The sequence below is a fragment of the Sinosporangium siamense genome, assembly GCF_016863435.1.
GTDB classification, from domain to species: Bacteria; Actinomycetota; Actinomycetes; order Streptosporangiales; family Streptosporangiaceae; genus Sinosporangium; species Sinosporangium siamense.
Window position 1 is genome coordinate 68,695 of sequence record NZ_BOOW01000043.1, and the last position, 24,639, is coordinate 93,333.

The window sequence follows — 24,639 nt, forward strand, 5'->3', positions numbered from 1 at the left end:
GTGTACGGCCCGTTATGTGGGGGATCGTGGCCCTGACAGGGCCAGCCTTGTCCCGGTCTCCCTCGGACCTCGCGGATTCCCGAGAGTGGATCCATGACCTTTTGCCGGACTGGGGAACCTTCGGTCGGTTCGACGGCCGACTCTTCCGCCTCTTCCGCCCGCCGGTAGCGGCCAGCGCCGGCGTCCCCGTCCTATCCACTTGAAAGGTGGCGTAATGCGATACCGCTTGCTGGGCCCGACCGGGCTGCGCGTCTCGGAGATGTTCCTTGGCGCGATGACTTTCCGCGGGCCGGAGGAGGCCCGCAAGATGATCGACCTCTACGCCGACGCGGGAGGCAATGTCATCGACACCGCCTCCGCATACGGCGACAGCGAGGAGATGCTCGGCGACCTGCTGCAGCACCGTCGCGACCGGTTTGTGCTGGCCACCAAATATGCGCTGTCGAGAGACCCAAAGGATCCGAACGCGGGCGGCACCCACCGCAAGAACCTCACCCTGTCGCTCGAAGCGAGCCTGCGAAAGCTGCGCACCGATTATGTCGACCTGTTCTGGGTGCACACGTGGGACCAGTACACGCCCGTCGAGGAGACCATGCGGGCGCTGGACGACGCGGTGCGCGCCGGGAAGATCCTCTATGTGGGAGCCTCCAACCTGCCCGCGTGGCTGGTGTCCCGGGCGAACACCCTCGCCGAGTTGCGCGGCTGGACTTCGTTCGCCGGGGTGCAGGTACGGTACAGCCTGCTCAAACGCGACATCGAACGGGAACTGGTGCCCATGGCAGAAGCCGATGGCATGACCGTGGCCACCTTCGGGGCACTCGCCGGTGGTCTGCTGTCGGGGAAGTACAGCGGCCCCGGGGCCGCCCCTTCCGGCACCCGGTTGAATCCCGCCTCGCTCAGCGAGCGAGACCATAAGGTGGCCCGTGCCGTACGCGAGGTGGCGGACGAGCTTGGCGTGACGGCGTCCCAGGTCGCGATCGCCTGGACCCGGACTCGCTCGCGGCTGGTGCATCCGATCATCGGGGCGACCGACGCCGAGCAACTCGCGGACAACCTCGGAGCTGTCGACATCACCCTCCCGGCCGAGGCGGTGAACCGCTTGGAGGCGGCTGTGCCGTTCGAGGTGGGATATCCGATCGACACCACTGGAGTGTCTCGTCCGCGGTTGTCCCGTCTCGGGGAGGACGACCGGGTGGAAGGTCGCACTCGATAGGTGGTTCTCACAGTTCCCGGTCCGGCGCCTCAGCACCGGACCGGTCGCGTGTGCTCGGCGTTGTGCTCGGACCTGCTCGAAGGCGGCCGACCGCGTGCGATCCCCACTGGCTAAACCGTGAATGAAAGACGCAGTGACCTAACGGCCTAAAGGGAAGAACCGTAGTCGCTCAGATAAACACTTACGCCCCGTCCGTAATCACACGGACGGGGCGTCTTAGCAGCTCATTAATGGTGGTCAGGGGCGGGGTCGAACCGCCGACCTTCCGCTTTTCAGGCGGACGCTCGTACCGACTGAGCTACCTGACCTCGATATGTCCGGCTTTCGCCGGTTAAGCGGTCCTGACGGGACTTGAACCCGCGACCTCCACCTTGACAGGGTGGCGAGCACTCCAAACTGCTCTACAGGACCTTGCTTTTCGAGCCTTTCGGCTCCGGCCTTGCGGCCGTTTCGACTTTCTTAGCTTACCAGTCTTCCGGAGGTCCTTTTGACCTTCCTTCGTGCTGGTGAGCTTTTACTCACCGTGTGCCCCCAACGGGATTCGAACCCGTGCCGCCGCCTTGAAAGGGCGGTGTCCTAGGCCGCTAGACGATGGGGGCTCAGGATGTGTTCCCTGGTCCGTGACGCCTTCCGTCGGGGACCTCTGAAGCATAGGGGACGTTTGCCCTTGATGCCAAAGCGGTTTGCCCGTCCGGGGCGTCGCGGCGCCAGATGCCCTTCCCGCTGGAGACGGGGTGGTCTCTGGCTCCGGGGAAATTGTACGCGCAGGTTGGCTCTCCACGTGCCGTTGAATCTGCACCCACTGTTCGCCGAGCCCGCCGAGGGTGATGTCGTCCCAGGCCTGAAGCCTGCGCGTCTGCTGGTTGAAGTAGAGAACGGACGCCTGGACAGGGGTGGGATCCTCGTGTTCCAGCGCGCGCAGGCCCGCTCCGCCGGTGGAACCCTGGACGAGAAGGCGGGTGCCGGAGGGCAGAACCTCGGTGCTGCGCCGGTGTGAGTGGCCGGCGAGGACCATGGGAACGGCGCCGGAGAAGCCCTTGGCGATCGTAGGGTCGTGCACGGCGACGAGATCGGCCTTCTCGGCGGCGGGTTTGGCGGAGCTGCGCCGGCCGAGCTCCTTGAGCCAGTCGAGGCCGGTGTCGACGGGGACGGACTTGTCGGGCGTGAACCTCGGATCGCCGAGCCCGTAGATGCGCAGGCCGGCCACGACGGCGCTCTTGTCGTCCAGCACGACGGCGTTCTTCTGCTTGGCGACGGCCTTCTCGGTGGCCTTGGAGTCGTGGTTGCCGCGCACGAAGACATATGGCACGCCGAGCTTGCCGATCTCCTCGACGAACTTGTCCTCCGCGCGGGTGCCGTGGTCGGTGAGGTCTCCCGTGTCGACGATCACGTCGATCTTGAACTGGGAGGTGATCGACCGGATCAGGTTCCAGGCGATCGGATTGATGTGGATGTCGGAGACGTGCAGGACCCGGATGGAGGCGGGATCGGCGTCGTAGACGGGGAGAACGGAGACGGTGTCGTAGAGCTTGGAGACGTTGGTCACGAGCTTGGCGAGTTGCAGGCGGTATGACTCGAAGCGAGTGACGATGGACTCGGCGCTGCCGACCAGGGAGGGCGCACCGGCGATCAGGCCGGTGTATTTCGGCTCCACCACCGCTTCCGGCCGGAACGTGACAAACGACGCCGTGGCGATCGCCGCAATGGCCACAAAGGTCGTCACCAACCCCACCAGGGCTGCCCAGACGCGCCTAAACGCCACGAGAGCGGCCACAACCGCTCCCAGCACCGCCCAGAGCCCCGCCTGCACGGCAAGCGCCCACAGGCCCGTTCCGAGGTTCTCCTCGATGAGGTCCGGCAGCCGGTCCGCCAGTCGCGGCTCCTCGATCATGGCCTTGGCCTGATCCTGATCGATGTTCTCCAGCGTGATGCGCAGCCGCAGCGGCGCGTCGTGCGTGTCGAACAGCAGCGTGCCGAGCGGATGCACGTCGACGACGGTCTCGCCGGTCCAGGCCGGCTGGAGCGACATGCCGATCTCGGCCGGCCCCACCGGGGTGCGCACGTCGGCGCCCACCGCCAGCGCCAGCCACGCCCCCATCAGGGAGACGGAGGCGATCATCACCACTTTGGCGACGGTTGTCGCGATCACCCATCGCACACCGCCAACCAGCCCGGTGGCCCCGGAACGGGCCAAGGATCTCAATCTCTCGAAGTCCATGAGTGTCCCTCGGGTGAGAATTTTCCATCCAGGTCGCCGTCTCGAAGGGCGATCCGCCCCCAGGCGGCGCGCGCGTCCGACGCGCGGACCAAGCCCTCCCGGGCTCCCGCCGTACCTACCACGCGGCCCCGGCCGCCACGTGCGCCCGCCGAGCGCACCCGGCCGCTTGTGCCCGCGGTGAGCCCCCTGCTGCCTGTGCCCGCTTTGTGCCCCCCGCCGCTTGTGCCTGCCGTACGCACCCCGCCGCTTGTGCCTGCCGTACGCACCCCGCCGCCTGCGCCTGCCGTACGCACTCCGCGTGGCACGCATCCCGCACATGCCCGGCCGCCGGACGCGCCCGCAACGACACCGGGACCGGCCCGGTGAGCGGCACCCCGACAAGCAGCGCACCACCAAGGGGCCGCGTGAGCGCCGCCCAGGCGCCTGGGGCCCGCTCCCCCTTCCTGCGTTGTCCGAGTGGCCAGGATGCCCCCCACGTTGATCGTGCGCCGTCGCTTGGCCGACTCCCTACCCACTTGTGGGCAACACACAAGGGCGGGGCGTACGAAGATTTCGCGACGCTGGAGGGGATTGCTCCCTGTCTCAGCAGGTCAACAAGCCCGGACGAAGCTAGTCAAACCCCTTCGATCTGCGGCGACGAGGAACGGTCCACGCTCCTCAGCCCCACCCCAGCTCATGCAGACGATCATCAGAAATGCCGAAATGGTGACCGATCTCATGGACCACGGTGATCGCGACCTCTTCCACGACCTCCTCGCGGGTGTGGCACATGCGAAGCGTCGGCCCCATGTAGATCGTGATGCGATCGGGGAGCATCCCGGCATAGGTGTCACCGCGCTCGGTGAGGGCGACGCCTTCGTACAGCCCGAGGAGATCGGGATCCGACGACGGCGGCTCGTCCTCCACGAACACCGCGACGTTGTCCATATTGCGGGCGAGTTCCTGGGGGATCAGGTCAAGCGCTTCACTCACCAGGAGTTCGAAATCCGAACGCGTCATCTCCACACCCCCATTCTGCGCACCGGCCCGACCGGTGAGCCCCTCCCGCCCAGACCGCCGCGAATCAGTGGCGCTAAGCCGGGTTTGGGATGAGCCGTACCGGCCATCTGAGCCTTATGGGAGGTGAGGCAGGTTCCGAGAGGCCATGGCACGGGTGTCCATCCAGGGGCGGGGAGTGATGAAAAAGGCTCAGTTTGCATGTGCTTGGCGACATCGGGTTGCGCGCGGAGCGCCGGACGGGCACTGTAGGTTACATAACCAACACTCTTAGTCAGGTTCGCCTGCAAGCTCAGCGGAGTCCTATGGCGGCCACGAAGCCCGGCCGGCTTCCCGGGAGGCACCGCCGTCTGCCCGAGAGTCAAGCCACTTACGGCGAAGTCATCGCGATCGGTGAGTTCCGAGCCCTATGGTTCGGCCAGGGCATGTCCCTGCTCGGAGACCAGCTCGCCCAGGTCGCCCTGGCGATCCTCGTCTACAACCGCACCCAGTCCGCGCTGGCGACGGCGGCGGTCTACGCGCTGACCTACCTCCCCCCCATCCTCGGCGGCCCGCTCCTGGCGGGGCTCGCCGACCGCTATCCGCGGCGGCGGGTCATGCTGGTCTGCGACCTGGTCCGTGCCCTTCTCGTGGCGCTCATGGCCGTCCCCGGCATGCATTTCGGGGTGCTCTGCGCCCTGGTCTTCTGTGTCGTACTGCTGAGCGCCCCGTTCTCGGCCGCCCGAGCGGCACTGCTCCCGGAGATCTTGACCGGCGACAGATATGTAGCGGGTTCCGCCCTGCAGAACATGACCAACCAGGCGGTCCAAATGCTGGGGTTCGCGGCAGGTGGCGCGGTCATCGCCGGACTTGGCCCCTATCGGGCGTTAGCGCTGGACTCGGCCACCTTCCTGGCCTCCGCATTGATCATCGTCGCGGGTGTGCGCCGCCGTCCCACACCCGCTCCCCCGGGCGACAGTCTGTCCATGTGGACCACCATGCGCCTGGGGGCGAAACTCGTCTTCGGCGACAAACGGCTACGTACCTTGGTGATGTTCGCCTGGCTCTGCGGCTTCTATGTGCTCCCTGAGGGCATCGCCGCCCCTTATGCCGCCACCTTGGCCACCGACGCGATTCCCACCCCTGTGATCACCGGTCTCCTGATGGCCGCCATGCCCACGGGCACCGTGATCGGGGCCTTCGCCTTCAGCAGATTCGTCTCACCTTCGCGACGTTTACACGTCATGGGGTGGATGGCCATGCTCACGTGCGCCCCCTTGATCGCCTGTGCGCTGCAGCCGCCCCTCGCGGTGGTCCTGGTCCTCTGGGTCCTTTCCGGCATCGGCGGCGCCTACCAGCTCGCCGCCAATGCCGCTTTCGTGCAATGCGTCCCCCCGGAACGCAGAGGACAGGCTTTCGGTCTCGTACACTCCGGCCTGCTCGCCGTCCAAGGCCTCGGCATCCTCATCGGAGGTGCCGCCGCCCAGACGCTCGGCCCCGAGCTCGTGGTCGCCCTGGCCGGCGTGGGCGGCCTGCTCACGGCCCTTCTTCTCGCGCTCCTGTGGACCGGATCCCGGGCGGGGATCATCGCCAAGGTGCGCGCCGAGGCCGCCGCCTCGTCGTGATCCTCGGCGTCGTTCACGCCGCCCCGGAACGCCCGTGGTCGTCCGTCCGCAGCGTCGCGGCGGGTCCGGCGTAGTGGTTCGGATTCGCAGCGCCGTTCGGCTGGGCTGTGCCGTACGCGCCCGTGGAGTGGAACTGCTCGGGCGTGTCGTAGCGCGGCGGGTCGCTCGGCGCGGTCGCCTGCTGCCAGGGGGCGGTGCCGTTCTGGTGCTTTTCCACCATGTCCTGGAAGATCGACCCACCCCGTGCCTCGTCCGGCAGGAGCAGCCATCCGACTGCGTAGATCCCGACGCCGAGGCCGCCGAAGAAGACCGTCGCCGCCAGTGCGATCCGCACGATGTTGGGGTCGACGTTGACATACCGCCCGATGCCTGAGCAGACACCAGCGATGATGCGCCCGTCCTGGCTCCGGCTCAGCTTCTTCACTCGCTTGTCGTGAAAGTTGATGTCGCTCATGAACCCAGGTTGCCTGCGTAGCGGCTCATAGCACATCGGGATTCCCCCTGGCGCAACCCTGGTCGCCCCTCGCCGAGTGACCGGGATTACCCTGACAAAGCCAAGGGTGGCGTGAACGAGAGGAACCCCCATGGATGATCTGCTGAAGATCGACGACCGTTTGTCCGACGAACAGAGACTGATCCGCGACACGGTCAAGGGGTTTGTCGGCGACAACATCCTGCCGCATGTCGGGGACTGGTTCGAAGAGGCCGAATTCCCCGTCAAGGAACTGGCCCCCGCCCTGGGCGAGCTCGGCGTACTCGGCATGCACCTCGAAGGATACGGCTGCGCCGGCCTCGACGCGATCTCGTACGGCGTGGCCTGCCGTGAACTCGAAGCCGGCGACTCGGGCCTGCGTTCGTTCGTCTCCGTGCAGGGTTCCCTCGCGATGTTCCCCATTTGGAAGTACGGCACAGCCGAGCAAAAAGAGGAGTGGCTCCCCCGCATGGCCGCGGGCGAGGCCATCGGTTGCTTCGGCCTCACCGAGCCCGACCACGGCTCCGACCCGAGCGGCATGCGCACCCACGCCAAGCGCGACCCCTCGGGCGACTGGATCCTCAACGGCGCCAAGATGTGGATCACCAACGGCTCCATCGCCGATGTGGCGGTGGTCTGGGCACAGACCGACGACGGCGTCCAGGGTTTCGTCGTCCCGACCGACACTCCCGGTTTCAGCGCCCCGGAAATCCACCGCAAGATGTCGCTGCGGGCCTCCGTCACCTCCTCGCTCTATTTCGACGACGTCAGGTTGCCGGCTTCCGCCGTACTCCCCGGAGTGAAGGGCCTGAAGGGCCCGCTGTCCTGCCTTTCCGAGGCGCGGTTCGGCATTCTGTGGGGGGTTGTCGGGGCGGCCAGGGCGTGTCTGGAGTCGGCGGTCGACTATTCGAAGTCACGCGTTCAGTTCGGCAAGCCCATCGCCGGGTTCCAGCTCACCCAGGAGAAACTGGCCTGGATGGCGGTCGCCCTTGGACAGTCGCACCTGACCGCCCTCCACCTGGGGCAGCTCAAGGAGGCCGGCACTCTCACGCCGCGCCAGATCAGTTTCGGCAAGCTCGCCAACGTGCGCGCGGCGCTCGACATCGCCCGCCAGGCCCGCAGCATTCTTGGGGGCAACGGCATCACGCTTGAATACCCGGTGATCCGGCACATGAACAACCTGGAGTCGGTGCTCACCTACGAGGGCACGCAGGAGATCCACACCCTCGTTCTGGGCGAGGCCCTTACCGGCATTCCCGCCTATCGCTGATCGGGCGCCGGCCCATAGGCATTCCCACCTGTGCGCTGACCGGGCGTCACTCGGGCGGGGTCCATCACTGGAATTCCCGCGCGCACCGACCGGGCATTACCCTGGCCGGGAACCGTCACCGGAATTCCCGCCCGCACACCGACCAGGCGTCACCCCGGCCGGGGTCCATCACCGGAATTCCCGTCCGCGCACCGACCAGGCGTCACCCCGGCCGGGAACCGTCACCGGAATTCCCGCCTGTGCGCTGACCGGGGCCACCCTTGTGCGGGCGTGCCCGCATGGGGTGGGCGCCGCGCTGTGGAATGCGGCCGCCTCACGCGGTGGCAGCACTCAGGAATGCGGCCCACCTCAACGGGTGACAGCACTCGGGATACGGCCCTCCTCACGCGGGGTGGCCACCGGGTGGCCGCCGCGCTGTGGAATGCGGCCGCCTCACGCGGTGGCAGCTCTCAGGAATGCGGCCCACCTCAAGGGGTGACACTCTCGGGGAACACGCCCCGCCTCAACCGGTGACAACACCGAGGATGCGGCCCGCCTCACGCAGGGTGGCCATCGAGTGGCCGGCTCCGCCGTACGCCTCGCATTGAAGAACCTCGGTAGTCTTCGCGAGATGCGCGCACGACAACAGGAGGCGCGCGGGGAGGACCGGCGGTCCGCTGCGGCGGAACGGGGGGCGACCGAGCGTGAGCTGAATCGCGCGACCGTCCGTTACGCCGTTTACCTGCGCTCGGCGGTGGTCATTCCGAGCGCCGTCTTCGGTGTGCTCTCCGCGCCCGACGGATATGTGACGGCGACGGTCGCGATGGCGGCCCTCGCCATCGGATGGTGCGCCTTTCACCTCGTGTGGCTGAGAAACCGGGCGCACCGCCCGGCGTGGATCGTCATCGTGGTCGACACGACAGTTCTCATCGCCACCGGCGCCGGCCATATGGCGGTCGCCGACTGCGATTGCGGCTCCGGCAGCTGGGTGATGGCGCTTTTCTCCATCACCGCCATCACCTTTCCGTACGAATGGCCGACGAGGCCGCTCGTGGGCGTCGGCGTGGCCTTGGCGGGAATCGCGGCCTACCTCGCGGGGGGTGCCCTCGCCCGATCGGGGGACTGGGCGGCGGTGACAGGACCGGGGGTGCGCGTCCTGATGGAGCTGACTTTGTCGCGATTGTCCTTCCTGCTCGTCCGCGCGCAGGCTCGGGCAGCGGACCGGAGAGTCGAGAGGCTGGCCGCACGGCGGCGCGAGGCTGCCGTCGCCGCCGCACGGCGTGCGAGTGAACGCGAATATCTGGCGACATTGCATGACACGGCGAGTACGACCCTGCTCATGGTGGCCCTGGGGACCGGGCCGGTGGCCCACCGTGCCCGTGACGACCTGGATACCCTCACGCGAGTCCCCGGCTCCGACAAAAGCCGGGTGGACCTCGCGAGCCTGCTGGTCACCGCGGCCCACCACGACTTGGTGCGCGTCGAACCGCGCATCGGCACCTTGCCACCGATGCCCGCGGGACCGGCGCTCGCGATCTTCCACGGAGTACGGGAGGCCCTGACCAACATCGACCGGCACGCGGGAGTGGCCGAGGCGACCCTGCGCGCGGAACCCGGCGAACACGGCGGGATCGTGGTCGAACTGCGGGATCGGGGCCGCGGCTTCGACCCGCGACGCGTCGGCCCCTATCGGCGGGGCGTGTCCCACTCCATCGTGGAGCGCATGAGCAGCGCGGGCGGCCGGGTGCTGGTCGACTCGGCACCGGGCCGCGGAACCACACTGCGATGGACATGGCCGGACGACAACCGACTTGGGGTGTCTGACGTGCCTGACCGCGTATTTGGGACGCCCGCCCCGCCTAACCGCCTAACCGGGATGTCCGACCTGCCAGACCGCCTGTTCGGCACCTCCGACCTGCATATCCGAGATGCCATACATGAGTGACAGACCCGTTCCTGGCTCCGCCGCACAGGGCGAGAACAGTGCCGCCCTGGGCGAGAGCGGTGTCGCACAGAGCGAGAGCGGTGTCGCACAGAGCGAGAAACCTGTCGCCCTATGCGCGAGCGATGTCGCCCAGGGCGAGTCCCGCGTGCCTGGCGACCGTCCACTGCCCGAGCAATCCTCCGCCGGGATCAAAACCCAGCTATCCCGAGGAATCCACCTCGCGATCCTCGCCGTCACGGTGACCATCCAGTTCACCCTGTGCCTATCGGGTCTCATCGAGCACAGCGCACGGTATCAACCGCTCTGGCTGGAGATCACGGGGTTCCTGCTACTGGCCGGGGTGGCGGCGGTCACCGCCGCCTACCTGCTCACCAAACGCTACATTCCACCCGCAGCCCGATGGACCGGCATCGTATTGGTCTTGCTCGCCGCCGGAGCAGCCGCCGTCGCCTCACCGGCGGGCACCCACCTCGACCCCGCACACTGGTATTTCGGCCTGGTCGGGTGGTACGGCGTGCTGCTGCTTTTCGACCTACCCCTGGTTCATCTGACCGTCTTTCTCATCGCGAACCTGACGCTGGCCGCCGTCAAAGCAGCCGTGTCCCACGTGCCGGACCTCGAAACGTGGGCGTCCATGGCGGTGTCGGCGCTCTCCATTTACGGCTTTCAATTGGCCCTCGGTCTCGTGGTACACGGTGTCCACCGCGTCGCCGTACGCGCCGGGGAGGCCGCGGCAGAAGAAGAACACATCCGCACCGAGGAAGCAGTCGCCGAACACCTGCACCGCGACCACCAGCGGCGTTATGTGTCCCTGCTCGGCTCGACCATTCCGATGCTCGCCGGGCTCGGATACGGCACACTCGACCCGGCGGATCCCGAAGTACGGCGGCGCAGCGCCCACGAGGCCGCGCGAATGCGACGCCTGTTCGCCGAGAACGACAATGTGTCCGACCGCCTGGTACACGAACTCCGCGCCGTCATCGAGGTCGCCGAACGCGGCGGCATCACCGTGGACTTCGCGGCCCGCGGCCGGCCACGGGACCTTCCGCAAGAAGTACGGCGTGAACTGATCGACCCCGTGTCCGCCGTGCTGGCCGCCGCCGGTCGGACCGATTCGACCATGCGGGTCACCGTGGTGCGCACCCCGGATCGAGTCCGTGTCAGCGCGGTGGGCGAAATACCTGAACCGCCGCACATGGAAATTCACATCCGGACTGGTCGAAGTGAACGACGTGGTGGCAGGAGACCGACTGTGGGTGGAGGCGGTGTGGCACGACAGACAGCCGTCACAGTGACGGCCATCGACGACCATCCGGTGGTGCTGGCGGGAATGAAACATTGGTACGCGACGGCCGACCCGCCGATCACCGTCGTAGCCGCCGGCCCCACCCCGAAATCCGCATGGACTCCCCCGGGCGACGCGGCCACCGTCGTCGTCCTCGATCTGCAGTTGCAGGCCGGGCCGCCGGCATACGGCGAACTGCGGCGCCTGGTCGACGCGGGCCGCCAGGTCATCGTCTTCACCATGCGCGACGACGAACGCACCGCATTGACCTGCCTGGACATCGGGGCGTTCACATATCTCACCAAGGCCGAGGGCGAAGAACACCTGGTCGCCGCCACACACGCCGCCGCCGACAACCGGCCTTACACCCCGCCCGCCCTGGCCGGCGCCTTCGGCACGAACACCGCCGCCGACCGCCCCCGGCTTTCCTTGCGTGAGGAGGAGGTGCTGATCGAGTGGTTCCAGAGCGAGTCGAAGGAACTCGTGGCCGCGAAACTCGGCATCACCCCGCGCACAGTCAACTCTTACCTGGACCGCATTCGCATCAAGTACGCGAACGTCGGACGCGAGGCCAAAACGAAGGCCAACCTGGTCGCACGAGCCATCCAAGACGGACTGGTGGGCGTGGACGACCTGTGATCCCCCGGCCGCACCGCGTTTTCCGGGTCGGCGCCAAGGGCATGTGACCACCAAGCGAGCCCGCATCGGAGGCCTGTGTCCATCGGCGGAGCCGATGCCACACCGGCGCAGACAGCCTCCTTAGCGAATCGCTGCTTCTTGGCGGATCCGCAGCGCCATCGACGACGACCTGTGATCTCCCAGCCACATCGCGTTTTGTGGGTCGAACGACCGTCACCCCCAAGGAGCACGCTTCCCTAACGTGGTGGCCCACGGCACCGACGCGGCCTCGTGTGCGCTCATTTTTCGCGACCGACCAGCGCGTGTCCACACTCGGTCGTCGCGACGGGGCGAGGCGCACGACACGCGACCGTGGGGGGAATCTCGCGCCGCTGCCGAGCCGCGTCGGTGCCGACGGGGCGAAACAAGCAAGCTCAAAATAGATTCGGAGTTCTTCGTTGACGCGGCTTTCCAAGCGTTCACTCAAGCGGACCACCATGCGCGGCCTGGCGGCGAGTGCGCTTCTCACGGCGGCGATGGCCCTGCCAATGTCGTTCGCCACGACGGCTCAGGCCGGTGCGGTCGACAAGACGGACGACAAGCTGACCTCGGGGGAAATCCTCAAGCCGAGCGAGTCGGTCAAGTCTGACAACGGGCAATACAAGCTGATCCAGCAGAACGAGGGCAACCTCGTCCTCTACGGCCCCGGGAACAAGGCACTCTGGGCGACCCCCACCTCGGGCGAGCCCACCTACGCGACCATGCAGCGCGAAGGCAACCTGGTCATCTACAGCGCCGCCAACCGGCCCCTGTGGAGCACCAACACCGCCGGCAACCCGGGCGCCTACCTCACCGTGCACAATGACGGAAATCTCGTCATTTACTCCGCCAGCAACCGGGTGCTGTGGTCACGCCACGCCTACATCGGCTCGTTGCCGTCGGGCCACACCCTGAACCCCGGCCAGACGATCCAGTCACCGAACGGCCAGTACAAGCTGATCATGCAGCGCGAGGGCAACCTCGTCCTGTACAGCAGCGACAACCGCCCCAAGTGGACCACCCCCACGGCAGGCAACCCCGGCGCCCGCGCCGTGATGCAGCGCGAAGGCAACCTGGTCATCTACACCAGCGACAACCGCGCCAAGTGGGCCACCAACACCGCCCGCAACCCCGGCGCCTACCTGGCCGTACAGAACGCGGGCAACATCGTCCTCTACTCCAAGGACAACAAGCCCCTCTGGACGTCCCGCTAACCCCAACCCCCACCCCACCTAAACACCGCGCACCAGCCCGGCCCCACCCGCCGGACTGGTGCGCGGCTTTCGTCATGCCCGATAGGAAGCCGACGACTACCAACCCAGCGCAAGCCCCATCCCAGAACCGACAATCCCACAGCCTCCGAAGCCCCAGACACGAAAGATCCATTCATTGGATGGCAGCCCCCAGCACCGCACACATTCTTAAGTCGTAGGACTTCAGCACCGAGCCGAACCCGCCCATGCTCATCCCGAAGGAAACACGAATCGCCACCAGTGCCGATTCGCCAAGTGATCTTCCTCCATAACGTCGAGTACATGCTCCCCTCCCCAACCGAAGCTCCCAAAATCCCCCGCATCCTCGCCTTGGACGTCCTCCGAGGGTTCGCCTTAGGCGGCATCCTCATGGTGAACATCCTCGGCATGGCCTACCTCTTCAAAGCCGACTCCCCCAGCGCCTCCGGCTTCGTCAACCTCTTCTTCCAGGGCAAGTTCTACGTCCTGTTCTCCTTCCTCTTCGGCTACTCCTTCACCATGCAAATGCGCTCCGCCGACCGCGACGGCGCAAGCCGTACGGGCCGCATGGTGCGCCGCTGCGTAGCCTTGATCGTCCTAGGCGCCCTACACCTGGTGTTCCTGTGGCTAGGCGACATCCTCCTCGTGTACGGCATAGCCGGCCTGGCCCTCCTGGTCCTCTCCCGCCTCAGCCCGAAAGCCGCCCTAATAGTGGGCGGCGTCATATTGACCGCCATCAGCGCCCTGACCGTCTTCGCAGGCGGCGACGGCTCCGAAAACGGCCCAATGTTCACCCCTGCCGAGAAGGCCACCCTCCTGGCCGACTACAGAGGCGACTTCCTCAGCGCCGCAGAAGCCCGCCTCGAAGTCTTCGGCGCACTAGGCTTCGGCTCCCCCGTGGCCACCGCGCTAGCCGTACTCCCCCTCTTCCTCTTCGGCCTGGCCGCCGGCAAAGTCAGACTGCTGGAAGACCCCGCCAAGTACACAAGGCTGCTCCCCAGAGCCCAGTGGATCGGTCTGGGCATAGGCGGTTCACTAACCCTCGCCCTAAACATCTCCCAGTGGACCGACACGGCCCCCGAAAACGTAGCCGTAGGCATAAGCATCCTGGCCTCCCCCCTACTGGCCATGGGCTACGCCGCCACCGTCCTCCGCATCGCCCACCACCTGAAGTGGTTCGCCGCAGCCGGCAAAATCGCCGCCACCAACTACATAGCCCAGTCCGTGATCACCGCGATCCTGTTCACCGGCGCCGGGTTCGCCCTAGCCGACCGCCTCCCAGCCTGGATCGCCCTGGCCATCGCAGCGACCATCTTCCTGGCCCAACTCGCCTTCAGCGCGTGGTGGACCAGAAACCACCGCTACGGCCCCATCGAATGGCTCCTCCGCAAGGCCACCTACGCCTTCAGCCCCTCCCACCCGCCCCACAGCCCCCAGAATCCAAAAAATTCACACGCCCCCCAAACCCCCACCCCACCACCTCCCACCAACCCCCTCTGACCAGCCAAAACCCACCCCACCCAGGCTCCCGCCACCACCCCCGAACCCCTGTACACCCGCCTGATCACGGCACGCTATCGTGATCAGGCGGAACTCCGGTGCGTAGCACGCGGTAACCTCTGTACCCTGCGTATAGCAAGGGCCGTTAGCTCAATTGGCAGAGCTGTGGACTTTTAATCCATAGGTTCCGGGTTCGAGTCCCGGGCGGCCTACCACCTCTTACCCCGCCTGACCTGGGCTTTCTCCATTCTCATGGGCCTTCGGCGAGCTGTTGGGCTCAAGTGGTTGCTCGGTGGTCGCTCCCTGCGCGGGTCGTGGTCGTCGCCCCACCGAGATCGGGCCTCCTCGTCAGGTCAGACCCTGTGGAAGTGCGGCAGAACACCAACATGAAAGCCCTGAGGGTGCGCCGTGCCCGAAGCGCACAGCGGCCGGACCAAATGTTGATCAAGCCAGGCTCCGGGTAAGCCAGGCTCGCCCATGTCCTCGTGTCGTGGTGTCCACAGTGGGTCCGTTCTGAATCTCCTCCAGCAGAATGGATCTCCCCGTGATCACCCATCTCCTGCTCCCCGGCATCGTCCTGCTCGGCCTGATCATCGCCCGCCCCACCACGGCTTCGGACACCAGCGGGTGGCAGTACAGGACCGCCTACGGCAGCGTGTACGTGTCAGCGGACCGGAAGCACATCACCGTCTGCGACCACAGAGCGGACAACCTCTACGCCGAAGCCGAATACGCCACCTCAGCCCTCGGCATCCACACCCTGGCCGACACCAACGGCGCCGAACCCGGCTGCGGAGGAGAACGCACATTCTTCAGCAAAATCGACGTGTTCAAACTGTGCTCTGGCACCCGAAGAGTCACCCGAAGCTGTTACGAGTCTGTATGGATCAAAGATCAGTAGCGCCAATCACCATTGTGAGCTTCGGCCCTCACTGTGAGAACGCCCGCCAGGGCCTAGGCCCCGGCGGGCGTTCTCATGCGAAGGCGGGGGTCACATCACCGCTGGTCCCGTCTCGGCACAATCGACCGTGCCGCCCAGGAACCCAAACGCCTCACGCGCCTATGACCGCCTTCACGCGCAATGGGGGCCGGAACGGTGATGAGCGCTGCGGTGGCTTCGGCCGCAGCCGCTGCGACCTGCGGATAGACGCTGGTGTAGGTGTCGCGGGTGAAGGCCGAGGACAGGTGCCCCAGAGTCTCCTGCACCACCTTCAGCTCCACGCCCGCCGCCAGCATCAGCGAGGCCGCGCCATGCCGAAGATCATGCAACCTCACCGGTGGCAGACCCGCCTCGTAGGCCAGCCAGTAGAACTGGTCGGTCACATGCTGCGGGTGCAGCGGGCGGCCAAGTTCGTCGGTGAACACGAATCCGCTGTCGAACCAGTCCTCTCCTGCCGCGAGGCGTTCCTTGTTCTGGCGTGTTCGGTGCTCCTTGATGGTGGCCATGGTCTCGGCGTCGACCGCGATGATCCGGTCGCTGGCGTCGGTCTTGGGCTTGCCCTGGACCGGTTGCCAGCCGAGCTGGGTGATCTGCCAGTGCACCCCGATCGTCTGCGCCGACATGTGCACGTCCGGCCATCTCACCCCGACCGCCTCTCCTCTGCGCAGGCCGCGCAGGGCGATCAGCCGGTACAGGGCGTACAGGCGGTGAAGACGCGCATGGGCCAGGAAGGTCGAAGTCTGGGCCGGTGTCCACACCATCGCTGGGGAAGGGCGTGATGTCCCGACAAAGACGCCGATCACATCGACTCTCTTGCCCTCCCTGCGCCGCCTCTCGTCGGCGAGACGTTCAGCGTGGTCGTTCCTCCATTGGGCGAAGCGTTCATCGGTCCACACCATCGGCCGCGAATGCACCGGCGGGGGCATCTCCACCGCTGCCGCGGGATTGAAGTCCAGCAGCCGATCCTGCTTGATCGCGATGTTCAACGCGTGCCGGAGCGTGGCGCGAATGCGGTACATGGTCGTCACCCCGACCGGGCGCCTGTACCTCACCTTCGCCCGCTCCTCAGGATCGCCGCTGGCACGAGCCTGGACGATGACCTCGTTGAACTCCTCGATCGCATCGAACATGCCCGCGATGTCCGACACCCGCAGCCGGTCCAGCCGGATCTCGCCCAGGTAGGGGTTGAGGTAGAGGCGGATGTGGGATTCGTAGACGCGCCTGGTCGTGTCGTCAATGCGGCGTTTGCGCCCGAGGAACTCCTGTAGCCATTCCGCCACCGTGACCTGCCGGTTGAGGTCCTGGCGGGTGCGGACCTTGCGCCGTACCTCCTCGGTGTCGGGGAGCCTTCTCGTCTCCTTGAAGGTCGCGAGGATCAGCGCGACGATCTGCCGCTTGATCCGGGGATCGTCGTCGAGCGCGAGCAGCCCGCGGGCGTGGTCGAGCTCGGCCTCGGCCTCCTCCAAGGAGGCCAGCCCGCCATGGCGCAGCGGGGTACGGCGTGTGCCGTCGGCGTGCGGGGGAAGTTCGAGCTGGTAGGCCCACTTCCCGTGAGTACTGCTCCACCGGGGGCCTTTGCCGCCCGAGCGGCGAAGCTTCGGGCATGCTTGGCCGATTCTCTTCCCGGTTTTCTCGTCGCGACAGGTGCAGGTCTTGTAGATGGTTCCCGCCACCAGGGTTCACCTCTCCTGGTCGTCGCGATGTTCGTCATCGCGGTGTCCCAGCAGCACCTGCAGCCCGCGCACCGGCACCTGGTAGCGGCTCCCGATCCGGATCACCTTGCAGGGGAACAGTCCGGCCTTGGCCAGCTGGTAGGCCTTGGTACGACCCATGCCCAGCAGCCGCCCGGCGGTGACCACATCGATCACGGCGGGCCCGGCCTCCGTCAGCGCCACCGCAGTCTTCACCTTTCCGGAGACCCGACGTTCCTGGAATCGCTGAGCTTCGTTGGTCATTTCCGCTCACCTCCCGTTTGATGGATCACGCGTTCGGCCCGGCGAAGATCGCGCACGACGCGATCGTCCGGGTACAGAAGTGCTGCGCCCCCGGCCGGACCCGCCCGTTGATCCATGGGTCGGCCGCATGCTCACGCCGAAAGGCGAGCGCTGACAGCCGACCGCAGGCCGGGGCGGGGTGGCCGGTGGCGCGGGTATCGACACCCACCTGGTTCGAAGGCGTCAAGCGCGAATCCGTTTGTCATCCGCCGTCCCCGACGACGTCACACGCGGGGTAGCGCCTTCGACGAGAGGGCCGTCCGCCGGCTTGCGGAAGATCAGCAGATCCTCGTGCGCGATCGCGTGAATCGGCAGCCCTCGCGCCCAGCCCCTGCGCGCCTCGTGCAGCTGGAAGAACGACGACCGGTTCAACAACCGCCGCTCGCCCACCCCGCACAACAGGCAGGCGATCCGATCGGCGAACTCCAACCCGCTCGCCTGCCCGACTTCCAGAACGCAGCCCGGCAGATCCACGAGCTCACCGTGCAGTCGGTAGGGCCGCACCGTGACCGCCACGGCCCCACCCGGCCGCAGCAACTCACCGCACCCCTCCAGGATCCGTCCGAACCCCTCCAGCAGATCCGGCAGGCTCCGATGAGCGAGATTCGCCCGATCGCGGGAGTAGCGGTGGTTCCACTTGCGTATCCCCGCCTTCCCGCTGTCCCTGGTGGAGCGAACGTGACCATGAGTCATCGCCCCATACGGCGGCGAGGTCAATACCAGCGCCACCCGCCTTGCCAGTTCCGCAAGCAATCGGCCGATTGCCCGCGCGTCCCCCGAGATCACCCTTCCGGGACCCGTCGCGCCCTGCCGTTCGGCAAGGGCGAGCCCGGCCACGGCGACCTTGGCCCACCGCTCTTCGAACTCCACCCCCACCGCACGACGGCCGAGGTGAACGGCCTCGACCAACGTGGTGCCGATCCCGCACATGGGATCGACCACCAGCTCCCCTGGCCGGGAGTAGGTGCCGATGACCATGGCCGCGATGGCCGGGAGCATCTTGGCCGGATGCCTCATCGCCTCAGGAACGTATCGGCCGTTCCGCTGAGCCCGGGACTGCTTCTGCCCCGTCGCCCACACAGACGTGATCTCATGCGTCGACTTCAGCCCCTCCCATTCCCAAGGACTCGGATTCACCCTTCGCAGTCGCTGAGCCACCTTCGCCGGCGACAGGCCCTCCGGTACCGTGCGCAGGCGCGGATGAGGCGACCGGCTTGGTGAAGAGCAGCACGTCGAAGTGGACACGCAGGCTCACTGGAAGCTGCGCGCACTCTGGCAAGGAGTCCGACGAGCCGGGAGCGAACGTCACCTCCGTGTGCTCCCCGAGAGCCGGTAGCCGCACGGCGATGATGTGCTGCAGATAGACCAGGCCCGCCCGGCGCGCACGAGCGATGACGCCCGGCGCGGGGGTCGACCATTTGTGCCCCTGCCCGATGAAGCCCGGTGACGACCGCCAGATGCCCTCCCGGCTTCAGCAACTCCGCCGCCCGCTCCACATCAACAGTGATCGGAGCACGCTCAGAAGGACTGCTGTGGCCGTGGGTACAGGCCTGACGGGTCACCACCAGGGCGGCCGAACCGGCGAGAGCGGACAACGCCAGATGCATCCCCTCCGGACGAGCACACCGCAATTCAGCGACGTTCAGGTCGTGAGCCGGATGCACCATGTTCAACCTGTCGTACGCGGCCAAGAGCAGGTTCGCGTCCACGAAGACCGCATATGCCCGGCACCCCATCGACAGCGCGCTGGAGACCACCGCGGGCCCGGAAGCATTGATATCGACCACCAGGTCCCCGAGCCGAGTACAGGCAACCACGATGTGCCGAGCCAGCGCCTCGTTCACCGAGACACAGCAGCCGTCCCGGCAGTCGGTAGATGGCTCGCCCCCGGGAGTGAGCCAGACGCTCAACGGCAGATGCCCAGCCGCCTCCGCCCCAGGACGATTGGATGATGAGGTACTACCGGTAGAAGGTGATGTCACGATGATGCGGCCCGATCATCGGCCGCCTGGTCCCCGTCACCCATTCAAATACTCGCCGGGAGACCCTCGCTGGGACATCACGACACCGGATCTCCGCCATGACTTGCTCGCCTAGGCGCTGCCTCTCCAACGCAGACTCAGGCATCCATGCAGGTCAAAGCACTTTCGGACGCAACCTGGACCGTCTACGGACAGCTCATGCACTCCATCCGTGGGCAGCCAGGTTGCTCGCTCTTGCTGATCGTGTCCACCGGGAGACGGCCGACCACGAACAGCGGAAGCGCCTTCTGCAGGTCTGCACCGCCAAAGCACACGCAGGTCGGTCTCCACTAATCACGAACTGACCTCTGGACCTGGGCAACCTTTGACCGACCATTCCTGAGCGAGCATGTTTCTGCTGGTCAGCTGGATTCCGATCAACACTTCAGCGCCCCCTCAAGCCCTCAACGCGCCAGCCCAGCAGACCGATACCGCAGGCCACAGCACGTTCCGGAAGACCACTCACTCTTGATCCGCTCCTTAGCCGAATCGGCGTCTGTCCGAGTGGTGTCCCATTCCTGTACGGGTGCTCTGGCGGCATGAGCAACGTCCGAATCGACCAGCCTCAAGGAGCGTTGCCATGTCCTTCAATGCCCCCTCGCACGCCTCCAGCTCGATCCGCGCCAAGAGCACGAACGCCAACCTTCCGACCAGCTCCGAGCCCGGCCCCACGGCGAACAGGTCGTTCACCCCGACGATGAGCTCGGCCTTCCCCGCCTTCTCCGTCTACCCCACCACCGGCATCGAAACAGGAAGCTCACCCCTCGATGTCGCAGAACGTTCGTTCGCCCTCCTGATGCACGGCCCTCGGCCCCTATCGGTCGACGGCGCCGAACTGGGCCACGGGCTCCCCGCCCGAACCATCCCACTGAACGAACTCCGCGCCATCCTGCTCCACCCCGCCTGCGACCGCACCACCCGCGACGAAGTCTGGCGCCACCTCGTCACCCAGGCACGCACCCACCGAGGCGCGTGGATGCTCGCAGCAGTCGCCCTCGCTCTCCCCATGCTGCGCCGCCTGGTCAAAGCACTCGGCGAAAAGGTCACCGCCGAGCGTGAGGACCTCGAAGCCGAAGTTCTCGCCTGCTACATGGAAGCCCTCGACCGCGTGAAGCTGGCCTGGCCCCACCCCGTCCTCCGTCTGTCACGCCTCACCCAGTTCGCCGTGATCCGCAACTACTCGGCCGAACGCCCAGAGCTGCTCTCAGACCCCGACCAGGACGTTGACCGCCAGACCCTCACCTACCCGACCGGACACGCAGACCTCCTGCTGACTCAAGCCGTACGGCAGAGCATCATCACCCCGGAAATGGCCGAGGTCATCGGACTCACGCGCCTGGAGAACATCCCCCTCAGTGTCTACTGCCGCCGCCGCAACCTGCTCTACTGCGCCGTCCTCAAGCGCCGCCAACGCGCCGAAGCCGCTCTCTACCGAGCGCTCATGAACGGCGACCTGTCCAACAGCTGCTGAGAAGCCGGCCAGTCATGGAACGGCAAAGCCCGCATACGCCGATGTCCGATAGCGGCACCGCGGTCAAGTCTTTCCCCGATTAGAGGCAGCGCGGACGGCTCAGCTCGGCTGGCCGCATCGGCCACCGGTCCCCGTCACCACCGGTCCGCCACCCCACTCACATGAAGGAGGACGCCCTCCCGGCCCAGCCGGGCTGGGCCCCGCGCCGCCTCACCATTCCCACATCCGGATCGGTAATTCCACCGATGGCATCACCTCGGGAGCTGCTTGTGACACCTCGTGCACGCACCGGACGACGGGTACTGCTCACCGTGGTCTTCGCCCTCTTCATCGGCACGATCATCGGCCTCTACCTGTCCGACATGGCCGACGCCTCCGCCGTAAAGAAAGCAGGAGTGCTGGCCGCGCCCTCCTCGCTGCACCAGGTCATCAACAACCTGCGCAACCTCATCGTCGGCCTGCTCGTCGTGCTCGCAACCTTGTTCCTGACCGTGGGCGGCGTCCGCTATATCCTCGCCGGCGGGGACCCCGGCGAGGTCGAAGCCGCCAAGAAGACCCTCCGCTACGCCGCCCTCGGATATGGCATCGCCGCCTTGGCCCCGCTCTTGGTCAGCATCCTCAAGGGCATCGTGGGCACCTGACCGTGTTCCCACCTAGAGCGTCAGTGCGGGCAAGACGGCTACAGGACCTCGCACTGGTCACTGTCCTGTTGTTCGCAGCCCTGCTAGGTCTGACGAGCACCGCAAGCGCAGCCACGCCAACCCCATCTCCACCGTCACCCTCACCCTCGACGACGTGGGCGCCCCCGCCACCGGCGAGCCCCGACGGATGCGGCTGGCTTGACGTCGGCTGCAAGATCAACCGTGCGGTGAACGGCTGGTTCACCAACCTCGTCACCGAGGCGATCAACCCGGTGTTCGTCATGGTCGGCAGAACCTTGCTGTCAGCCCCACCCCCATCAGCCCTGTCTCGAGTACGAGAACTGTCCGGCCACGTGCGCCTGGTAGCCAACGCCCTCCTGGTCTTGATGGTCCTGGCGGGCGGCGTCATCGTCATGGCCTACGGCAGCGTGCAGACGTCCACCACGGCCAGGGAGGTCACCCCACGCCTGGTCGTCGCCACCATTACCCTCAACACGTCACTGCCCCTCTGCCAGTACGCCATCGACCTCGCCAACGCGCTAGTCGAGGCCCTCCTGGGAGCCGGAGTCAATGGTGAGCGGGCAGGAAACCTGCTGGCAGGCAGAGTCGCCACGCTCATCGGCGACCCCAAAAACATCCTGCTGTTCCTCGTCGTGCTCGTGGGCGCAGCCGTCCTGATGGCGGTCCTCCTGGCCTTCATCGCGGTGCTCCGAATAGCCCTCCTGCTCTTCCTGATCATTGCCGCGCCCATGGCCCTGCTCTGCCACGCACTTCCGCAGACCGAAGGTGTTGCCCGTCTGTGGTGGCGTGCCTTCGCCGGCCTGCTAATCATGCAAGTGCTACAGGCCCTGGTGCTGATCCTCGCGTTCAAGGTCTTCCTCACGGATTCCTTCGACGCCTTCGGTTCCACCCGAACGGGCAACCCCTCGCTGGCAGCAGTCCAGCCGACAGCCAGCCGCGCTGTGGACGCCCTGATTCTCATCGGTCTCTTCTACGTCCTGATCAAGATCCCAGGCTGGGTGACCCGCACCGTCTGGCAGCAGGCCCAACCCCAACTCCTGAAACGCCTGATCAAGGCTGTGATCGTCTACAAGACGCTCGGCGCCGCTAGTGGCGCATTCGGCAAAGCCCTAGGCCGACGCCGGTACGGCACAGCCGTACGAAGAACAAGCGCCCACCGCTCCAGGCCTCCCCGTCCAGGAGGTGGACCAGCAGGGCATGCGCCAGGAAATAGACCGCCTGCCCCGAGAGGACCTAAGCCGGTGACACCGACTGCTTCGGCAACGCAGAAGCCACCTGCATCCAGTCGCCCCCAGGCACCACGACAACTTGCGCTTCCCTTCCCAGTCACACCCGCAGCTCCTCCGCCCCCGTCACAATCGGCGACTGCGCGTCAGGGCCGTCAGCTGGCGTTGCCGTTCCCAGTGACCAGAGTTCCCCGGCCACCGACACCCGCCCCGCCTCCACCGGCCGACCGCCCGTGGATCAGGCCACGACCGCCGTACGTCCAAGACCGGCTTCCCGGCATGCCCACCCGCGCACCCCGCCCCGGGCAACTTCGACTACGCCTGGACCCACCGCCACGCCGTACCCCGCGCAGAAGACAGGAAGGCCGTTGAACGACGCCGAACCGCTGGTCGCGCGCATCCCCGCCGACATCGCGCGCCCCGACAAGATCGCCTACGGCCTCACCGCTCGCCAGCTCACAGTGATCGCCATCACAGGGGCTATCGCGGCAGGTGTCTATTACCTGTTTCACGATCTGCTTCCGGTCGTCGTCACAGCCGCCGTCCTGCTGCCCTTGATGGCGACTGGCTTGGTGGTCGCGCTCGGCCGCAGAGACGGGCTCACCTTCGACCGCTTCGTTTGGGCGGCTCTGCTGTTCGCCCGCGCGCCGAAGAGGTTGGTCACCGCACCGAACGGGGTACCCGAACCACCTCGTTGGTGCCGCCTGCGAGGAAAACTGCCTTCCCCGCTTCGACTCCCAGTTCGAGCCATTCGCACCGACGGCGCTCTGGAACTGGCCGAGGGTGGCGTTGCCGTACTGGTGGAGACATCAACCGTCTCCTTCCACCTGCGTACGGCTGCCGAGCAGGCCGCCCTGGTCAGCGCGTTCGGACGATGGCTCAACTCGCTTGAAGCACCAGTTCAGATCCTCACCCGGACGCGGCCCATCGACCTCAGCAATCTCAGTGGCGCGCTTCACCAGCGAGCCAGGCGCCTACCACATCCGGCTCTCACCGACGCGGCCGATGAACATGCCACCTTCCTGGCGCAACTGGCCGCATCTCAGGAGCTGCTCGCACGCCAAGTGCTCATCGTGCTGCGCGATCATCAAGCAAGGGGCCGAAGGCCCGTACGGCGAGACGCCTCGGCAGCGATCGTGCTGCGCCGAGCCGGCGAAGCAGCGAGGACGTTGGCCGGGCTCGGCGTCATCGCCAATGTTCTCGACGCCCAGGCCGCTCACCAGGTCCTTACCGAATGCCTGGACCCAGGTGGATGGCATCCCACCGGAACCGCACTTCCCAGCGCACTGATCACTACTGCTGAGGGGCGCCCATGAGACGTCATCGTCGTTCCACTTCAGAGCAGTGCGCCACCGCGGAACCCAGCGCACTTGAGGTCGGTGCGCGAACGGTCACCTTCCCCAGCGGAGTCAGCACGACCTTCGCTGTGGTCGGCTATCCCCGTGACGTGGGTGCAGGCTGGCTCGAACCCCTGCTCACCTACCCAGGCCGCTTGGACGTCTCGCTGCACATAGAACCGGTCCCGCAAGCGGTCGCGGCGATGCGGCTGCGCCGCCAGCTCGCCCGGCTGGAGTCGGCGAGCCGTACCGATGCCGAGCAAGGCCGCCTCCAGGACTTCGCCACCGAAGCAGCAGCCGACGACGCGACGGACCTCGCGGCGAGCCTCGCCCGAGGCCACGGACGGTTGTTCAAAGTCGGCCTCTATCTCACCATCCACGCCCACGGCCAGAATGGACTCGCCGCCGAGATCGAGCGCGTCCAGACGCTGGCCGCCTCCCTGCTGCTCGATCCGCAACCGACCACCTTCCGCGCCCTGCAAGGGTTGGGTCACGAGCCTCCTTCGCTCACCACCTGGCGGCAGCAGCCGCTCTCCTGGACCCGGCCGGCAGCCGGTTGGCGGTGGGCTTTGGCCAGGCACAACGACACACGGCACCTCGATTTCCGCAACGGGTAG

At 66.7% G+C, this 24,639-nt stretch carries 19 protein-coding genes, 4 tRNA genes and 1 pseudogene; 15 read left to right on the forward strand and 9 right to left on the reverse strand.

Features of this window, described 5'->3' with window-relative positions; translation table 11 throughout:
* Window positions 1–214 precede the first annotated feature (214 nt).
* Window positions 215–1,213 (forward strand): aldo/keto reductase, encoded by a 999-nt coding sequence (locus Ssi02_RS31905; RefSeq protein WP_204031289.1) that lies wholly within the window; start codon window positions 215–217, stop codon window positions 1,211–1,213.
* A 231-nt stretch (window positions 1,214–1,444) separates the two neighbouring features.
* Here the strand turns inward: Ssi02_RS31905 and Ssi02_RS31910 are convergent.
* The 3 genes from Ssi02_RS31910 to Ssi02_RS31920 form a co-directional block, all read right to left on the reverse strand.
* Window positions 1,445–1,521: transfer RNA gene (locus Ssi02_RS31910), tRNA-Phe, on the reverse strand.
* Window positions 1,522–1,549: 28 nt separating this feature from the next.
* Window positions 1,550–1,624: transfer RNA gene (locus tag Ssi02_RS31915), tRNA-Asp, on the reverse strand.
* 115 nt (window positions 1,625–1,739) lie between these two features.
* Window positions 1,740–1,812, reverse strand: a tRNA-Glu gene (locus Ssi02_RS31920).
* Window positions 1,813–1,994: 182 nt separating this feature from the next.
* On the opposite strand from Ssi02_RS31920, the gene Ssi02_RS39025 reads away from it, so the two are divergent.
* Entirely contained in the window at window positions 1,995–2,210 is a 216-nt protein-coding gene (locus Ssi02_RS39025; protein ID WP_239130171.1) for a hypothetical protein, read from the forward strand.
* 51 nt (window positions 2,211–2,261) lie between these two features.
* Here Ssi02_RS39025 and Ssi02_RS39665 read toward each other — a convergent pair.
* Both Ssi02_RS39665 and Ssi02_RS31930 read right to left on the reverse strand, forming a co-directional pair.
* Window positions 2,262–3,749: pseudogene (locus tag Ssi02_RS39665) on the reverse strand (metallophosphoesterase family protein); the annotation flags it as partial.
* Window positions 3,750–4,088: 339 nt separating this feature from the next.
* Window positions 4,089–4,430, reverse strand: a complete 342-nt coding sequence (locus Ssi02_RS31930) for a metallopeptidase family protein (RefSeq protein ID WP_204031290.1) — start codon at window positions 4,428–4,430, stop codon at window positions 4,089–4,091.
* A 302-nt stretch (window positions 4,431–4,732) separates the two neighbouring features.
* On the opposite strand from Ssi02_RS31930, the gene Ssi02_RS31935 reads away from it, so the two are divergent.
* Window positions 4,733–6,031 (forward strand): MFS transporter, encoded by a 1,299-nt coding sequence (locus tag Ssi02_RS31935; protein ID WP_204031291.1) that lies wholly within the window; start codon window positions 4,733–4,735, stop codon window positions 6,029–6,031.
* 13 nt (window positions 6,032–6,044) lie between these two features.
* Here Ssi02_RS31935 and Ssi02_RS31940 read toward each other — a convergent pair whose 3' ends face one another.
* Window positions 6,045–6,485, reverse strand: a complete 441-nt coding sequence (locus Ssi02_RS31940) for a PspC domain-containing protein (protein ID WP_204031292.1) — start codon at window positions 6,483–6,485, stop codon at window positions 6,045–6,047.
* 130 nt (window positions 6,486–6,615) lie between these two features.
* Here Ssi02_RS31940 and Ssi02_RS31945 point away from each other — a divergent pair, with 130 nt between their 5' ends.
* The 7 genes from Ssi02_RS31945 to Ssi02_RS31975 all read left to right on the forward strand — a co-directional run bounded on the left by Ssi02_RS31945 (window position 6,616) and on the right by Ssi02_RS31975 (window position 15,272).
* Window positions 6,616–7,773 (forward strand): acyl-CoA dehydrogenase family protein, encoded by a 1,158-nt coding sequence (locus Ssi02_RS31945; protein WP_204031293.1) that lies wholly within the window; start codon window positions 6,616–6,618, stop codon window positions 7,771–7,773.
* A gap of 610 nt (window positions 7,774–8,383) precedes the next feature.
* On the forward strand, window positions 8,384–9,697 hold the full coding sequence (locus tag Ssi02_RS31950; protein WP_204031294.1) for a sensor histidine kinase: 1,314 nt from the start codon (window positions 8,384–8,386) through the stop codon (window positions 9,695–9,697).
* The gene (locus Ssi02_RS31955) at window positions 9,690–11,621 is read left to right on the forward strand and encodes a DNA-binding response regulator (RefSeq protein WP_204031295.1); all 1,932 of its coding nucleotides are present in this window, start codon (window positions 9,690–9,692) and stop codon (window positions 11,619–11,621) included. The genes Ssi02_RS31950 and Ssi02_RS31955 overlap by 8 nt, the downstream gene beginning before the upstream one ends.
* A 437-nt stretch (window positions 11,622–12,058) precedes the next feature.
* On the forward strand, window positions 12,059–12,853 hold the full coding sequence (locus Ssi02_RS31960) for a hypothetical protein (protein WP_204031296.1): 795 nt from the start codon (window positions 12,059–12,061) through the stop codon (window positions 12,851–12,853).
* A gap of 294 nt (window positions 12,854–13,147) precedes the next feature.
* Window positions 13,148–14,371, forward strand: a complete 1,224-nt coding sequence (locus Ssi02_RS31965; protein WP_204031297.1) for a DUF418 domain-containing protein — start codon at window positions 13,148–13,150, stop codon at window positions 14,369–14,371.
* Window positions 14,372–14,510: 139 nt separating this feature from the next.
* Window positions 14,511–14,586 (forward strand) — tRNA-Lys (locus tag Ssi02_RS31970).
* A 329-nt stretch (window positions 14,587–14,915) separates the two neighbouring features.
* The gene (locus tag Ssi02_RS31975) at window positions 14,916–15,272 is read left to right on the forward strand and encodes a hypothetical protein (protein ID WP_204031298.1); all 357 of its coding nucleotides are present in this window, start codon (window positions 14,916–14,918) and stop codon (window positions 15,270–15,272) included.
* Window positions 15,273–15,367: 95 nt separating this feature from the next.
* Here Ssi02_RS31975 and Ssi02_RS31980 read toward each other — a convergent pair whose 3' ends face one another.
* The 3 genes from Ssi02_RS31980 to Ssi02_RS31990 all read right to left on the reverse strand — a co-directional run bounded on the left by Ssi02_RS31980 (window position 15,368) and on the right by Ssi02_RS31990 (window position 18,550).
* Window positions 15,368–16,984, reverse strand: a complete 1,617-nt coding sequence (locus Ssi02_RS31980) for a tyrosine-type recombinase/integrase (protein ID WP_204031299.1) — start codon at window positions 16,982–16,984, stop codon at window positions 15,368–15,370.
* Window positions 16,985–16,990: 6 nt separating this feature from the next.
* A complete protein-coding gene (locus Ssi02_RS31985) occupies window positions 16,991–17,266 on the reverse strand; it encodes a hypothetical protein (RefSeq protein ID WP_204031300.1) in 276 nt (91 codons plus the stop codon).
* Window positions 17,267–17,488: 222 nt separating this feature from the next.
* Complete coding sequence (locus Ssi02_RS31990) at window positions 17,489–18,550, reverse strand: TRM11 family SAM-dependent methyltransferase (protein WP_307825838.1); 1,062 nt, start codon at window positions 18,548–18,550, stop codon at window positions 17,489–17,491.
* A gap of 1,356 nt (window positions 18,551–19,906) precedes the next feature.
* Here Ssi02_RS31990 and Ssi02_RS31995 point away from each other — a divergent pair.
* From Ssi02_RS31995 to Ssi02_RS32015, 5 genes are all read left to right on the forward strand, one after another.
* Entirely contained in the window at window positions 19,907–20,797 is an 891-nt protein-coding gene (locus Ssi02_RS31995; RefSeq protein WP_204031301.1) for a hypothetical protein, read from the forward strand.
* A 269-nt stretch (window positions 20,798–21,066) separates the two neighbouring features.
* Window positions 21,067–21,438: a pilin gene (locus tag Ssi02_RS39035; protein ID WP_239130173.1), complete on the forward strand. Its 372-nt coding sequence runs from the start codon at window positions 21,067–21,069 to the stop codon at window positions 21,436–21,438.
* Between the two features lie 227 nt (window positions 21,439–21,665).
* Window positions 21,666–23,057 (forward strand): TrbL/VirB6 family protein, encoded by a 1,392-nt coding sequence (locus Ssi02_RS32005; RefSeq protein ID WP_204031302.1) that lies wholly within the window; start codon window positions 21,666–21,668, stop codon window positions 23,055–23,057.
* The gene (locus tag Ssi02_RS32010) at window positions 23,054–24,001 is read left to right on the forward strand and encodes a PrgI family protein (RefSeq protein WP_204031303.1); all 948 of its coding nucleotides are present in this window, start codon (window positions 23,054–23,056) and stop codon (window positions 23,999–24,001) included. Before Ssi02_RS32005 ends, Ssi02_RS32010 begins: the two co-directional genes overlap by 4 nt.
* Window positions 23,998–24,639, forward strand: coding sequence for a putative type IV secretion/conjugal transfer ATPase (locus tag Ssi02_RS32015; protein WP_204031304.1), 642 nt, complete (start codon window positions 23,998–24,000; stop codon window positions 24,637–24,639). The genes Ssi02_RS32010 and Ssi02_RS32015 overlap by 4 nt, the downstream gene beginning before the upstream one ends.